This window comes from Kitasatospora sp. NPDC017646, from assembly GCF_044329365.1.
Lineage (GTDB): Bacteria > Actinomycetota > Actinomycetes > Streptomycetales > Streptomycetaceae > Kitasatospora.
In genome coordinates this window covers 1-14,284 of the sequence record NZ_JBIRJC010000063.1, presented here as the reverse complement: position 1 = coordinate 14,284, position 14,284 = coordinate 1, and the positions used below count along the sequence as shown (strand labels likewise).

At 68.6% G+C, this 14,284-nt stretch carries 12 protein-coding genes; 5 read left to right on the top strand and 7 right to left on the bottom strand.

All coding sequences use genetic code 11. From position 1 onward, the window contains the following. Position 1: 1 nt before the first annotated feature. Entirely contained in the window at positions 2-268 is a 267-nt protein-coding gene (locus tag ACH4J0_RS39845; protein WP_396246090.1) for a hypothetical protein, read from the bottom strand. 95 nt (positions 269-363) lie between these two features. Further along, the gene (locus ACH4J0_RS39840; protein ID WP_396246089.1) at positions 364-1,287 is read right to left on the bottom strand and encodes a conjugal transfer protein; all 924 of its coding nucleotides are present in this window, start codon (positions 1,285-1,287) and stop codon (positions 364-366) included. Between the two features lie 363 nt (positions 1,288-1,650). On the opposite strand from ACH4J0_RS39840, the gene ACH4J0_RS39835 reads away from it, so the two are divergent. Continuing rightward, on the top strand, positions 1,651-2,235 hold the full coding sequence (locus ACH4J0_RS39835) for a helix-turn-helix transcriptional regulator (RefSeq protein WP_396246088.1): 585 nt from the start codon (positions 1,651-1,653) through the stop codon (positions 2,233-2,235). A 234-nt stretch (positions 2,236-2,469) separates the two neighbouring features. Here ACH4J0_RS39835 and ACH4J0_RS39830 read toward each other — a convergent pair whose 3' ends face one another. Continuing rightward, a complete protein-coding gene (locus ACH4J0_RS39830; RefSeq protein WP_396246087.1) occupies positions 2,470-4,734 on the bottom strand; it encodes a type IV secretory system conjugative DNA transfer family protein in 2,265 nt (754 codons plus the stop codon). Positions 4,735-5,110: 376 nt separating this feature from the next. Continuing rightward, positions 5,111-5,293 carry a hypothetical protein gene (locus ACH4J0_RS39825; protein ID WP_396246086.1) on the bottom strand — a complete coding sequence of 61 codons (183 nt, stop codon included), beginning with the start codon at positions 5,291-5,293 and terminating at the stop codon, positions 5,111-5,113. A 314-nt stretch (positions 5,294-5,607) separates the two neighbouring features. Between ACH4J0_RS39825 and ACH4J0_RS39820 the strand changes: the two genes are divergently transcribed. From ACH4J0_RS39820 to ACH4J0_RS39810, 3 genes are all read left to right on the top strand, one after another. Continuing rightward, positions 5,608-6,558 (top strand): hypothetical protein, encoded by a 951-nt coding sequence (locus ACH4J0_RS39820; RefSeq protein ID WP_396246085.1) that lies wholly within the window; start codon positions 5,608-5,610, stop codon positions 6,556-6,558. A gap of 580 nt (positions 6,559-7,138) precedes the next feature. Then, a complete protein-coding gene (locus ACH4J0_RS39815; protein ID WP_396246084.1) occupies positions 7,139-9,127 on the top strand; it encodes a hypothetical protein in 1,989 nt (662 codons plus the stop codon). Positions 9,128-9,547: 420 nt separating this feature from the next. Further along, a complete protein-coding gene (locus ACH4J0_RS39810) occupies positions 9,548-10,924 on the top strand; it encodes a hypothetical protein (protein WP_396246083.1) in 1,377 nt (458 codons plus the stop codon). Positions 10,925-11,272: 348 nt separating this feature from the next. Here the strand turns inward: ACH4J0_RS39810 and ACH4J0_RS39805 are convergent, their stop codons facing one another. The 3 genes from ACH4J0_RS39805 to ACH4J0_RS39795 all read right to left on the bottom strand — a co-directional run bounded on the left by ACH4J0_RS39805 (position 11,273) and on the right by ACH4J0_RS39795 (position 12,020). Continuing rightward, entirely contained in the window at positions 11,273-11,452 is a 180-nt protein-coding gene (locus ACH4J0_RS39805; protein ID WP_396246082.1) for a hypothetical protein, read from the bottom strand. 97 nt (positions 11,453-11,549) lie between these two features. Beyond that, positions 11,550-11,684 carry a hypothetical protein gene (locus ACH4J0_RS39800; RefSeq protein WP_396246081.1) on the bottom strand — a complete coding sequence of 45 codons (135 nt, stop codon included), beginning with the start codon at positions 11,682-11,684 and terminating at the stop codon, positions 11,550-11,552. 201 nt (positions 11,685-11,885) lie between these two features. Then, on the bottom strand, positions 11,886-12,020 hold the full coding sequence (locus tag ACH4J0_RS39795) for a hypothetical protein (protein ID WP_396246081.1): 135 nt from the start codon (positions 12,018-12,020) through the stop codon (positions 11,886-11,888). Between the two features lie 105 nt (positions 12,021-12,125). Between ACH4J0_RS39795 and ACH4J0_RS39790 the strand changes: the two genes are divergently transcribed. Beyond that, positions 12,126-12,377 (top strand): hypothetical protein, encoded by a 252-nt coding sequence (locus ACH4J0_RS39790; RefSeq protein ID WP_396246080.1) that lies wholly within the window; start codon positions 12,126-12,128, stop codon positions 12,375-12,377. Positions 12,378-14,284: the final 1,907 nt, after the last annotated feature.

Here is a 14,284-nt window from a genome sequence, read left to right as displayed (position 1 = left end):
CTCAGGTGTTGCCCGTGACCTTGGTCCAGACGTCGCCGAGCAGGGTCTTGGCGGTGTCCGGGAACCAGATGAAGCCGGCGACGGCGACGGCCGCGACGATCGTCGTGATCAGCCTCCCCCATTCCTCCTTCATGAACTGGCCGACCATTCTGACCGCCAAAAACGCGAGGAACAGGTTCCCGCAGATCAGGAGAGCCCAGTTCTTGAAGGCCGTGCCGTCGGTCAGTGCGGCGAGCTGTTGTGCGCCGGATGCAAGGTGGTCGTGCATCGACTCCCTTTCGAGGCTGATACATGGCTGATGTGGATTGTGAGCGGGGCGTATGACAGGAACTCACCGCCCGCGAGCAGGCCGCGGCCCGGCGGTCAGCCGGTGGCCCCGCCGTAGACCGCGGAGACCTGCCACGTCGCGGCGGCGGAGCTGGACACACGAGTCAGGGAGACCCGGTAGGTCTGTTCGATCTGCGCGCCGCCGATCCCCCAGGACACACGGGCGGTGCCGACCCGGTCCGTGCCGTCGCCGCGGTCCAGGGCCCACGCCGTCAGGGAACGGAACTCGATTCCCGCCGGCAGCGGCGGCAGGACGGCGCCGGGCGCGGTCGCGGCAGCCGAGGTGCCGCCTCCTCCGGCGTAGCCCTTGAAGAACGCCTCGATGATCGGCTGCGTACTGGTGCTGAGGGCGGCGTCGGTCTCGACCGCGGGCGGGCGCTGCAGCGCCGGGCCGTGCTCGGGCAGTCCGACAAGGCCGGGCTGCCCGCTCACCACCAGGTGGCCGGCCGCGGTGGCGACGGGCACCTCGAGGGCGACCCACTGGGCGGCAGGCGCCGACGGCGCGGGTGCCGGCACGCCCGGCTGGGCAGTGGGCTGGGCAGCGGCGGATGCGCCGGAGCGGACCAGGACTTCGACCCGTACCCGCGCCTGGCCCTGGGCGCCGGGTGTCACGGCGTCCGGCTGAGTGTCGATCACTTCCTGACGGCCCTTGCCGTCCCAGCCCATCCCCGTGTCGGCGCCGGTCGGCAGCAGGGCGGCCAGCGCCGCCGCACGCTGCTGTGCCGCGCCCTCGTCCCAGGTCATGTAAGCGCGGGCGAACCTGCCGGCGAGGGCCTGGGCCTCGGCCGTCGGGAATGCGGGACCAGTGGAAAGGGGCTGCGGGGCCGGGGCCGGCGGGGCCTTCGGCGGGACGATCCAGGACCGCACGCCGGTGACGGCCGCCAGGACCACCACGGTCCACAGGACTCCCCGGCCCAGACGGCGCAGGGCGACCGCGCCGGACTTCTCGTCCTGGGGCACCCACGGGACGGCGCCCGGGTGTACGGGCGGCTGCTGCGGTGTCTCGGGCGCGGCGCCGTTGCGGCTGGTACGGGCAGCGAGGTCGAGTCCGGCCGCTTCCCAGGGGCTCGTCGGCGGTTGGGTGTCGCCGCCTGGACGGGGTTCGTCCGAGGGCCGTCGCTTATCGGGAGCGGCCTGGGCAGGTTCGGGTAATCCTGCAATCTTTCGGAAAATTGTGCCGAAAGTGGGCATGACTTACGACCTCCCCGTCCCCCGCGCCACCCCTGACGTACAGGTGATCGACCATAGGCCCCCCGTAATCGCCCCGTCAAAGAAGTTCGTATGACGGTTCCCGGGCTGTGACCACGGTTCCCGGATCGTGACATGGAGCCCGGGGTGCACACTCCGAGGCGGTTAGAGTGCGGTCACTGCTGCCCAACGACGAAGGGGCCTGCCCGGATGCGGATACGTCGTGGTCGACTGCGCGAGCTGCGAACGCAGCGCGGAATGACCCAAGCCCAGGTGGCGCGGCTGATCGGCTGCTCGCGTTCGACAGTGTCGACGTGGGAGACGACGGGGAATTCCCCTCGCCCGTCACGGCTGAGACGACTCGCGGACGTCCTCGGGGTTCCCGTGCAGGAGATCGCCGATTTCGGCCTGCTGCCCTCCCTGAGGGAGATGAGGGTTTCCGCCGGGCTGCGTCAGGCCGATATCGCGCGTCGCCTCCGTGTCCAGAAATCGACGTACTGCGACGTCGAGACGGGACGCCAGAGAGTACCGCTTCGCTGGTTTCCGGTGCTGTCCGCCGAGTTGCGCGTCCCGGCGGCCGATCTGGCGCTCTTACGAGACTTACCGACGTCCACGCGCGACCGGCCCCGGAGCGGGGCACGTGAGCGTTCCGCAGCCGGTAACCGGAAGCGGGAAGTTCGGAGTTTCCGCGTCGCCCCGGACGTCTTTATGTCCGGGTAGAGAGAATTCCCTTCGGATCCGCGAGGCTCCAGGCACCGATTTTCCCTCCCCGCCCTTCCGCACATCGTCCCGGATCACCGGCCGCTTCCTGCTGAGCCGCGACGGCGATTACCGGGCATCCCGGCCGGGACCAGACCGGTATCCGCCTCCGGGCATGATGACGCATATTCCCGTCCCGACACCACCATGGAGGCAGGGCACAGTCATTTCAGCCTGCGCCCTGCCGAGCCTTCCTCAACCTGCGGCTACGTCGCTCCCGGGCCCGCTGCCAGCCGGTTTACGGGAGTTCTTGACATTGTTTTCCTTCTGCCACCGCTCCCATTGGGCGAGCCAACCTCGGAGTTCTTCCTCGGCGTAGTACGAGGTGCTGCCGTCGCTGACGCCCTCCGGCGCGGGGATGCCCCGCTCGACGCCCCGCTTAAAATACGTCCTGGCGGTCGAGGCCTTCCACGGCAGGATTTCCCGCTCATACGCCTCGGCGAGGGAGTACGTCTCCGGCAGGACGTCGCCGGCGGCCAGCGCCGGAGTGCCGGCCGCTGTCGCGCCCGCTGTCGCGGCGCCTGTCGCGTCCCCCGGTGTCGTGTGCTGTGACCTGGGTGGACCCGCCTCGATCCCCCTGGCCGTGCCCGGCGCGACAGCCCCCGGCCCGTACTTGCCGCCCGGCAGGAACTCCGTGGTCGCGGCGACCTGGTTGACGGCGTCCAGGACCTCCTGCGTGATCCACGGTGCCATTTCCCCGGCATCGAACCAGGCGGGTGCCGGTGCGCACTGGGCGAGATACCGGGAAACGTCGGGAGTGATGTAGCAGGGCTGGATCTCCCGGACGTAAAGATGGTCCTCCTCGGGGTGCTTCCTTTTGTCGGAGAACGCGCCGCGGCCCTTCACACCGGCGTCGTACCCGATGACCGGGGTGCTCTGCCCGAAAGCGACACCCCAGGAAACCCTGTCCTGCTGGCCGACCGCGATCCGCGTCCCGATCTGGGCACGCTCCATGGTCCCGCCGAAATACGAGTTCGCGAACTGCTGCGTGCCCACGACGACACGGTGCTCGCTCGACCGGCCCTGCAGAAGAATAATTCCGAGCCAGTCCAGGAACGGGGGCACGCCCTTTCCCTTGAGCCCGTACCTCCACCACGTGTATGCCAATTTGATCAGAGTGGGTAGCTCGTCGACCACCAGGGTCCTGGGGACGAGCTGGGCCCGCAGCGCGGGATCCGCCCCGCGTTCCATCGCCGCTTCCGCCGCCATCATGCTGACCAGGAATTCGGCGAATGCCGTGATACAGGCCTGGGTGGTCTTGTGAACCCGAACCCCAGAATGCCCCTCGGCCTCGATCAGCGAATTCCTCTTCGTATCGAGGATATCGATGAGCTCGCCGCTCTGACGGCCGTGAACGACGGGAATGTAAAGGACGGTGGATTTCCCCGAACCGGTATCCCCGCCCACGCCCCAGTGCGGGGTGGCGCTCTTCGTCTCGATGACGACATCGACGATCTCGTTGTTCTCGATCGCGAGACCGATGAAGACCCTTCGGGGGTCTCCGGTCGACCGCCACGGCACGTAGTCCGGAAGCTTGGCCTTGTCCTTAGGCTTCGGTTTCGGCGTCCAGACGACGTAGTGCTCACGGCTCGTCCGGTTCCATTCGGCCACCCAATCCCCGGGCGCCCGCTCCTCGACGGCCCGCTCGATGAACGCCCGTGCCTCCGGAGTCCCCGGCCATTTAATCGGAATTCTCAGGACGATCCGGGCGCCGTCCGCGGTCATATCGTCGGGAAGGGCGAGCCAGCGCCGGTCGGGTTCGTCGTCCTCCATCTTGAGCGCCTGGCGCATCACCACCCACAGGGCGGGCCCGTAAATTTGTCCATCTGTCCACACGGGGGTGAACCGCCACCAGCCGAGGCCGGCCGGACTCGTGAGCGCCGCGAGCAGCACCCCGGCCGCGGCGGCGATCAGGACGAGCCGCGTCCCCTCCGGGAACCGCCACCAGCCCCACGCGGCCACCAGCGGGGCCAGCCGGACAACTGAGCGGGCGGCACGCGGCCACCGGTGCCAGATCCGCAGCACTCGCCACAGGCCCGCCACCGTACGCCCGAAAAGCCGCAACGGCGCCGTCACCGCGAGAAGAACCCTCGCCACCCGGCCCCGCTGCCGCGGCTTCGCGAGCGAGACCGCGGCCTCCGCCGGCAGACCGAGCCGCTCGACGGGCGTCTCGGTCCGCTTGTCATCCGGCGCGGGCGGGCCAGCCCGCCACCATCCCGCCTGACTGCGCGGCTCGCCGACCAGGTCCCGGCCGGAGACGTACCGGCCGACGCCGCGCCCGATCGAGCCGAAGAACCGCTCGACGGCCTCGTTGAACTCCTTCTGCCCCTGGGGGCCCTTGTTCTGGTTGGCGAGCACCGCCAGCACGAACAGGGCCGCCAGCAGCAGCCCTCCTCCGCCCGCAAGCGCGCCGCCCGACAGGCCATCCAGCGGCCCGGGCAGCGCCATCATCACGTTCACCCCTCCCCCTTCCCGTTGCACCGCGCCCTGCACTCCGGGCGCGTGCAGTGATCTTCGCCCACGAGTCCGCCGCAGCACAGGCGTTTCTCCGAGCACAACGCGGGCCCGCCCGGGGGGCGAGAGCCGAGTTTCGGCGGCCTGGCGTCAGTGCCAGGCGTCCGGGTCCGCTGCGGAGCCGTCTGCGCTGCGGCCTGCCGGGACGTGTTCCAGAGCCTCGGTCTCGTCGCGGATCAGCTCGGCGATGCAGTCGACCACGCGGGTCGGCAGCTGGACGGTGCGCTGCCCGATCGAGTGCGGGTACCGAGGCCTGGCGGCGCTTCAGATGGGCGGCGAGCTGCGGCTCAGCGGCCCGGGACGCCGAGGGGCCAGCCGCCGGTCACTGGATCTTCTGACTGATGTCCCAGAGCAGCCGCAGGAGCTGGACCACACTGGAAAAGACAGTGATCGTGTCGCTGCGGCCCGGCCGCCGCGCCGCCGAACGACTGGGGCTCGGCCGACGGCCGGCAGGGCCCACAGGAGTCCGTCCCGGACGGTTGTTCTTCTTGTTGTTCTTGGCCACTGGACCGCTTCCCCTCGATCGATGTCGCCGGCCTTGCCTCGGCCGGCACCGGGAACACCCCGGCACCGATAGATTTCTGTATCGGAGGACAGCAGCGAAAGGCGCTCAGGAGAACCCTTTGGCCCGCATAGAGTCCTTAACCCCTTAACCATTTTTGCTGGTCACAGAGGTGCGGGCATGCGGCCAAAGGGTCAGAGCCTGATGGGTCGAGGCCGAGAACCCTTTGGCCCGCATAGAGTCTTTAACTCTTAAGCTGATTCTGCTGGTCAACGACATGCGAACATGCGGCCAAAGGGTTGAAAGAGGGGGCTGTGATGCCGAGGAGCGCAGAGCGGCGAGCGGCGCGCCTGGCGGACCTTGAGGAGATGGAGCCGCTGTGGAGACGCACGACGGCCCTCTGCGCTCAGCTGCATGCGGAGGCATCCTCAACAGGTCGACTGAACACGTTCACGATCCGGAGCAGCTTCTTCTTCACAGGGTTCGACGAGACAGGTACACCCCCCGTCGTCCGAATCGCCGCCCCCCGGGGCGTCAACCTCCAGCTGTACCTGCTGATCCTCTTCGAAGCCCAGTGTCGAAAGCGCCGCGGCTTCGCGGGGCCCAGCCCGCTCCCCCTCAGCAGCCACGAGGATGCCCTCTCCTGGACCAGCCTCACGTTCTCGAAGGCGAGGGAGAACGCTGGCATCAAAGTCCCCATCTCCTCTCGGGCCAACCGCGAGCGCCAAGTCCGCTCCGCCCTGAAGCGCCTGGCCGACGAGGGACTGATCCAAAGGAACGTCGGCACGCCGCCCCAGGCTGTGATGGCGCTGGACGAGTCCGGCAGGAAGCGCAAGGAGACGGCCTACTACCACACCCCTGACCCCTTCGAAGACGCCATCAGGATCCCTACGGGGTTCGTGACACAGGGCTGGATCTACCTGCTGACCCCCGCCGAGATCAGGTTCTACCTCGCCTTCCGCCACCTGGAGCGACGCTTCCTGAGAAGGCCAGGCGTCTTCTTTTCCCAGGAGGCGCGAACCTCCGAATACCACCTGTCCCGAGACGTCTACGAGTCCCACCTGATGCTTCACCGCCTCGGCTTGATCGAACGCGTCAAGGACCCGAGACGGCGCTCCGACGGAAAGCTGGTCGACTTCCCCTCTTACGCCGAGCGTGGGGAGAAGTGGCCCTTCCACATGTTCAAACTAGGCAACGACAGCCTCCTCCTGCGGCCGGCGTACGGGCCTGTGAGGCGGGCTCTGCTCAATACCCCCGCTACGCCGTGATGTTCCGCAGAGCACTGCCGCTGTGAACGATGGGCTTCGGATCGGCGGTTTGGGTACGGAGGGTCCAGTCGCTGATAGCGGCCATCGGCCCGCGCCAGGCCGCCAGGGTGGAGGCGGTGCGGCCGGCATGGCAGGTGACGTCCCGAAGGTGCAGGGACCGGCGGTCCGGTTCGCGTCGGCGCCGGTCTTCGTCGACGGCCTCGTCGAGGTGTGCGAGCGCGCCTGTCGTCTTCGGGCTCAGGTTTTCGACTTGTAATTTGCGCGCTGTTTCGCGGGTTAGTTTGCGAGGAGTTGTTCGGCGGTGATGGCACCGTGTGTCGGAGGATGCTGGAAAGTTCCAATGCGAGAAAAAGTGTTCCAGCACAGCTCCACTGGGCAGGCATCTGTTCCATCCCCAGCTAAGCGCTCATAACACGATCTTGCGGGATGTGTGTTCCCCCTTCTCTGTTGCCTCCATCGAGCGCTGTAGCACGTGCCGGGCAAACGCGGGGGCAATTCGTGCAGAGTCGTTCACTTGGCTCACGGTGGCGCTAACGTGCGAGTTAACCTTCACACCGCGTATCTCAGGCAAGGGCAGAACGTGACCGTTGAGCTTTCCCCGCACTACCCCGACCCCCTCCCTCCGGACGTCGTTCAGCGCCTGGTCGCTGCCGCGCAAGCCACCCCTGGCGTCAATGCCCCCCGCGAGGCCCTCGCTGTCGCATTCGCATACCTCGCTGAGCCGGTCGACTCCGTAGTGGAGGAAGACAGCCAAGGCGTGGAGGTGATCCGCGCCGCACGGCTGACTCGGCTGGCCAACGGTTCGCTGCTCACCTTGAACGTCAAGCTGTTCGGGTGCGCGGGCAATACGTGGGAGCGCAACGAGCGGCACAACGACGAGTGGTCCAGCCCGGCAGATCCCGCCCCGGCGGCCTCATCCTGGAGGTTGCCACCAGTCGGCTCGTGGCGCGGCCCCGGCGGTGAGGCTACGGCCGCCCTCAGTGTGGAGTTGGACAGCACGGAGCAAGTCGGCGCGGTGGTCAACCGCTCCGCTCGCCTCCTAGGCCGGGACGAGGGCCAACGCGGGTACAACCTGCCAGCCGACATCAGGGTCAATGGGCAAGAGCAGCCGTGCTTGCTGGTGGCCCAGGTCTACCGCACACCTGACGGCGACTTCTGGGGATGGCCGGCGGTGAGGGGGAACAACCGCACCAAGGGCCGTCACGAGATCTTGAACTGCGACCAGGTCGCCCTGCTCACGGCTCCCGACGTGACCACCGCGCTGCGGGAGTGGGTCGCCCGACAGAAGATAGCGTTGAGCCACGACGCCCCAGGTGGCGAGGAGTACCACGCACTGCGAGTCGCCGCCGTCGACACCCATCTCGCCGTCGGCTGCACCCTTCCTGAGCTGCTGTATCAGACAGTTCAGGCACTCAACCGCCGTGACCACCTGCACGCCGAACTGCCCTTCCCCACGATTAACCAGGACCGAGCCGTCGGTCGCCGGCTCCTCGAGGACTACCGCACTGCCGGCGTGATCGACGAGCAACTGTTCTTGGTACTCGTCGGTGACGAGCCCGTGACGCGGCTGCCCCATGTCGACCCAGACACCAGTGTGAGCGAGCAGCGTGCTCTGCGTAGTCGGCTGCTTCTGACCCAATTCTTCCCGAACGCGGACGACCACCGCCGGCGCCTGCTGCTGCGCCAGGCGATGGGCGAGGGCGCGGTCATCGATAAGCACGCAGTGGTGGAACGGCTGCGCGCGTACTCCGCGCTGTGCTCGATGAGCTGGCCCGAGGCATGGAACCCCCGCGTGGACGACGGCACCGTCACGGTCAACGCGGCGCGCTCCGGCGTGGTGCTCAGCGGCCGGGGCGTCCACCAGCTACTCGCCGCAGCGCACAGCGACGATGGCGCGTTCGACGAGCTGGTGCGCTACATCGCACCCCAGTGGCTGGCCGCCTTCAAGCTCGCCGACCCCGACCGGGGCTCTATGGGTGCGCAGGCTAGCCGTGGCGATGACGGCGAGCTCCAGCAGCGCGCCCGCCGCAGCATCAGCGACGTGCTGGCTTCCCTGAACAACCCCCGGTCAAGGCTGCGGACCGTCAAACTGCTGCGCGAGCTGGCGACAGCGATGGACGAGGGACGTAAGCCCCGGCGCGTCTTCGGAAGCGGCGAAGCCGACCTCTCGGTCGAGGTCGCCGACCGGGCCTGGTTTGACCGCGCCTTCCCTCAGGGCAGCGGGAAACGACTGAGTCCGCCGCAGCACACCCCGTCCCCAATGGCTTCCCCTGATCCCCGGGCTGTCAGCCAGTTGCAGTTCGAGCTGGTCAAGGCGCGCTCCGCTGGCGACAGGGAGCAGGCCGAGACGAAGAAGGCTTACATCCGAAAAATCCTCAACGACTGCGAACAGGGGGCAACCGAGGTGACGAGGGCGGTCGCCGACGCGCGCAGCCACGCCAAGGCGGCAGGCATCTACCCTGTCTGGGACAGGGAAGAGGTCGAGCGACTCATCGGCCGCGTCGATGGCATCTACCAGCGGCTGCGGTCTGCCGTCGAAGGAACCCGTCCCACCGAGGACGAGTCGTAAGCGTGCCTACGTAGGCGGCTGCACTAGATCCCGCATTCGCAATCCATCGAGCGAAGTCACAGTGGCGCGGCCCGGCCTGGGGTGCGGCGGTCGGAAACGGCCCGGGCCGTAAGTTCCCGGTCAGTGCCGGGTGCTGAATGCGGCTCGGGCCGAAATGTGGATGGGGGAGAAGGTGCTGGGCGACGTCACCGTTTTGGCCCGGGCCGTTATATCGGCTGGGCCTGGTGGGACGTCAGGGCTACGATTTCGACCGTGAATAACGACCCGGGCCGTAATGCGGCCTCTGACGTGCTGTTCGAGGTGCCAGACGGTGCGCCGGCCATGGCGCCGGTGTGCGGCCGGCCGGACTGCGGCAAACCGGTGCCTGTCGGAGGCCGCGGCCGGCCCGCCCTCTACTGTTCCCGGTCGTGCAAGTCGAAGGTGGCCCGCGCCAAGGCCGCCGCCACGACGGCTGGCGCGGCACCGGGCCCGGAGGTGGCCCCCTGGCAGCCGGTGCCCGCCGCGCACGGTGCCCGGGCGGTGTTGCTTGGGCACGCGGCCCTGGTCGCCGACACCGTCCAGGCCTATCTGGCGGCTGTGGACGCCGATCCTGTGGCCGCGCACGCCGCCTACGAGGAGTTCTGTCGCCAGCACGTGTCGCTGGGCATCAGCGCCAGGGAGGCGGCGGAAGCCGTACGGGACGAGGCGCACCGGCCGGACCTGTACGAGCGCGAGCGGGCGCCGCTCCGGGCTGACGAGGAGGCGACGACCGCCGGAGTCATGACACGCGTCTCTCCGCAGGTGCGCTCCGAAACGGCCCGGGCCGAAAGTCCGTTCGTGGCTAAGCCCGACGTTCGGCGGGAGGATACGGCCCGGGCTGAAAAGACGGCCGACCCCGCCCCCGCCGTCCAGCCCGCAGAAACGGCCCGGGCCAAAAATCCGTCCGTGGCTAAGCCCGACATCCAGCTCACAGAAACGGCTCGGGCCGAAACAGGTGCCGCCGTTCCCGCCCCCGCTGCGCCGGTCGATTCGACCCGGGCCGAAAACCTGGCTGCCGCGCCCGTGCCCGCCCCGACTCCGCCGACCGACCAGCAGGCGGAGGCCTTCGAGGCGTTGCGCCATCAGGCGCTCACCGACCCGGAGACGCGCTTCGGAGCGGCGGATCGCCTGGACGACCTGGCCCCGACGTTCGGCGAGGGCTGGATGGTCGCCTCCTGGAACGACCCGCAGGCCAAGGACGTGTACCGGCTGCTGCACTGGGGCCGGCCGATCGGCTGGACCGCACCGCTGCCGCACGGCCCGTGGGGCCCGGGCGGGCACATCGCCGCCGAGTGCCACGACGACGGCACCACCACCGCCATCACCGACAACCGCGGTCGAGCCCGCACCCACCGCGACACCGGCGCGGCCCTGGACGCGCTCCAGCGCTCCTACAACGAGAGCCAGCTCGCCCCCCGGGTGCCGACACTGACTCTGGGAACGGCCACCGGCCACAGCGCCCCCACCGACCAGGACCTGGGCACGCCGACGCGCTCCTACGCCCTGGGCGACGGCCTGGTCCACCTCACCTGGCCGACCACCCCCGGCGTCCAGGCCATCGAACAGCGCGGCCGCCTGGCCGGCTGGACCGAGCCCTACGACGACGACAGCCGCTTCTGGATCGTCCTCATCGACGGACACCCCGTCTCCGATGCCGCCGACAACGAACCGCTGCTGTCCGCCAATCCCGACGACGCCCTCACCCTGCTGCGCCTCGCCCTGGCGCAGGACCTCGGCAGCATTTCGTCCGGCTGGGTTCTCCCCCGCACGGCGGGGTGATCCCGGGGCATCGGCGGACCAGGAGGAGGACAGGAGGACGGGGCGGGCCACGTGTCAACTGCAGGTGTACGCCGACGCCACGTGGCCAGCAGCGCCTGGCGGGCCAGTGAGGCGGCTGCGCCGGGCTCCTTTCCGGAGGTGCCCGGGTTCGAGTGGCGGCAGGGCGGGCCTGGAGCCACCGCGTCCAGCGTTTGGGCGCAGTAGCCGACATTCCCGTGACGCCCTGCTCGCGGCCGTCTGTCGAAACGCGAACAGCCCCGCCATCGGCGGGGCTGTTGTGGCGGAGCTGGTGGTGCGTGCCGGGTCGGCGTGCTGTGGGGTCGCGCCGGCCCGGCGGGTGCCGGCGGGTTAGGGCTGGCGGTTGGTGTGGTGGCGGGCGGCGTGGCCGGCGGCCGTGGCGAGCGCGCACGCTCCCCACAGGACCCACCAGCCGGCCGCGACGTGGTCGAGCACCGAGGCGCCGGCGATGGCGAGGCCGCCGCCGAGGACGGCGATCGTGCCGCCCCACCGGATAAGGGTGTTGTTCACTGCTCTCCTCTCGTGTCCGGGTCGTGTCGGGTCTGTCCGCGGGAGACTGGGGTTCCCCGGAGGGGGCTACTAGCCATAGCCCCCTCCGGGTTTGCCGTTAGTGGCGGTGCTTCCCGCGACGCTTGTTGCTCTCGCGGGCGTGCCACGCGCCCCAGATCGTCGCGACGGCGCCGATGCTGCTAGCCACAGCACCGATGATCGTCGCGGCGAAGGCGATGGTCTCCCGGTCCATTTTTCCCTCCTCTCCCTCTCGGTTGATGACACCAGTTTATAGGGGGGCCTAGAAGATTTCAAGTCCCCCCTTGAAATCGGTTCGGACTGGACCGCGATCTCGCCCCGTGGGCGGCGGACCGCGTTCTCACCTTGGCCGTGCTGTGGGAGACTGGGGTTCCCCGGAGGGGGCTACTAGCCATAGCCCCCTCCGGGTTTGCCGTTAGTGGCGGTGCTTCCCGCGACGCTTGTTGCTCTCGCGGGCGTGCCACGCGCCCCAGATCGTCGCGACGGCGCCGATGCTGCTAGCCACAGCACCGATGATCGTCGCGGCGAAGGCGATGGTCTCCCGGTCCATTTTTCCCTCCTCTCCCTCTCGGTTGATGACACCAGTTTATAGGGGGGCCTAGAAGATTTCAAGTCCCCCCTTGAAAAAGGCTCTGACCAGCCGTAACCTCGCCCTATGAACGACGAACTGCGCTCCCACCTCGACGCCGCGCTCGCCGCGCTCCGCCAGCCCAAGGACCCCATTGAGCGGGAGAGGGCCGCACGCGCGTTTCTGGAAGACCTCATGCCCGAAGCCGTCCGAACCGCCAAGCAGGTCCGCCGCGAAGCGGTGGAAGAATTGCGCACCGGCCGCACCCTGAGAGAGGTCGGCGAGGCACTCGGCGGCCTGTCGGTCAGCCGGGTCGACCAGATCCTTAAGGGCAAGTAGCCGGGGCCGCCGAGTGCGCCGGAACGCCGCCCGGCCCCGGGGACGGACGGGAGAAGGGGCACCGCCCTTTCCCGGCCCGGAGGCCGCCCTGCCGGCTCTGCGGGCATGCCCGTCCGCTCGCGGCCGGTCGTAGACGCTCTCAGCCGGGCCGCCCGCCGATGTGCGCGCCAGAAGGAGATGTGACCTGCTTCCCGCAGATACAGCAAGAACCGCTGAAAAACAGGACAAACATGCCACCTTTATAGATTTGTCTAGACCAGCGCGTTGCGCTACCAGCCCGAGCGAAGCCCCGACCGCCCAAGCAGATCGGTGACTCTATGTGTTTGCCAGGCAAGGCCATCCGGGCCAGAGCCGCGCACCCAGCCTCGGAGGTAATTCCGCCGAGAAATTCACAGCTGTTCTATTGAATCCTTGCGACAATGCTCTGATTTCAGGATTAAAAATGCACCGGTAAAGTTCCGGGAGCGGCCATGGGGGCCACGCTCCCGGGCCCAGAACGGCGTGCTGCGCCCCAGTTCGTGGCGGAGCCCCGCCCGACCGTGGCCGGCCTGCTGCGCCCGGCCTGTGTCGCGAGGCTGGCCGCCCGCCGCGGTGCTGACGGCCCGTGCCACGTGCTGGCCTCCCAGGCGTCGCCGGTTGGCCGTCAGGCCGCGCTGGAAGTGGTCCTGGTGCTGTCGCGTGGCCTGTCGCGTCGTGCTGTCGCGTGGCCTGCTGTCGTGTGCTGTGACGTGGGCAAACAGGGCCGACTCCCTGTGTATGGCCGTGACGCGACAGCACCCGGGACAGCCGCCACTGGCGAGACTGAGCGATCCCGGCTGGGGCGACAGAGCCACGCCAGTTGCTCAGGCTGCGAAGGTGCTCGGCTGGGGTAACACGGGGCCGTGTGGCACCTGCTGATGTCCGCTCCGCTGACCGCGTCCTGCCACTGCGCTCTGCCCGCCGTCCCGGCCTTCGTTCAGCAGTGGCCCGGCGGCCTGGATCCGGTCTTGTCGCCCCGGTGATTGCTTAGGCCCGTACCTGATGGTATTTTCCTGGATGGTCTGGAATGGCGGGTGAAGTGCCAATTGTAAGGGCCTTAGGCCCCTTCCAAGAAATCCGTATCTCCATTTCTCGGAAGCCGTTTCGTTCCGCTGGGTAAAACCAGCTAAATGCATTTCTCATTTGCGTCAAGTGATGCCGCTGAATGAAGCTGTCGGGGACGCCTATCGAGAGGTTTATATTGGTGTCTTGCGTCCGATCGCGGGCGGGTGAAATTGGGCTGTTTGAATCTCCCTTGAAACGCCCCAGAGGGTGTCGCTGGAAGCGTTTCGAAGAATTGTTCGGATTGTGCGGTTGAGGGCCCGTCAGGGGCCGCCGTTCGGGTTAGTCGTGAGGGCCCACCACGGGGCGGTGGAGGCCCGGAGCCGGACAGGGAGCCCCGAGGTGCCTCCCGGGGGCCGCAGGCCCCGCTCTGAGGGCGGCGGATGGGCCGACACTCAGCAGCCGCATGGCGGGACCGGCCATCGGCCGGGACCGGGGAGGGGCCCCGGGGGTGGGGTTGTGACTGATACCGGAAGTCCGCGACACATCGTCAAGGCCGGGGCCGCAGGCCCGGGGCCGGCACCCCGCTCGATCGGGCAAGGGGCCACTACCAGAATTTCGCGCCACATCGTCAACGCGAACCCTCAGGCGCAGCCCCGGAAAGGCTGCCAGCAAACCGGCCCGTAGGGCCGTGAAAAACACTAGCCGAACCAGGAGGGAAAGCCGACCGGTTGACGGGCCGTAGGACCGGGAAAATACCACCGAAAGGCGGAGCGCAGCGACGCCCGGCGCCCGCCACAACGGCGCGTGCCGCGCCCGCGAATTCGCCACCGGCGAATTCCCCCAACCACCCGCCAACCTGCCGAGGCGCAGCCGAGGCCACACCA

Coding starts and splice junctions, on each gene's coding strand:
- ACH4J0_RS39820 (WP_396246085.1), top strand. CDS start 5,608: ATGCCGAGGAGCGCAGAGCGGCGAGCGGCGCGCCTGGCGGACCTTGAG.
- ACH4J0_RS39790 (WP_396246080.1), top strand. CDS start 12,126: ATGAACGACGAACTGCGCTCCCACCTCGACGCCGCGCTCGCCGCGCTC.
- ACH4J0_RS39800 (WP_396246081.1), bottom strand. CDS start 11,684: ATGGACCGGGAGACCATCGCCTTCGCCGCGACGATCATCGGTGCTGTG.
- ACH4J0_RS39795 (WP_396246081.1), bottom strand. CDS start 12,020: ATGGACCGGGAGACCATCGCCTTCGCCGCGACGATCATCGGTGCTGTG.
- ACH4J0_RS39845 (WP_396246090.1), bottom strand. CDS start 268: ATGCACGACCACCTTGCATCCGGCGCACAACAGCTCGCCGCACTGACC.
- ACH4J0_RS39835 (WP_396246088.1), top strand. CDS start 1,651: ATGGAGCCCGGGGTGCACACTCCGAGGCGGTTAGAGTGCGGTCACTGC.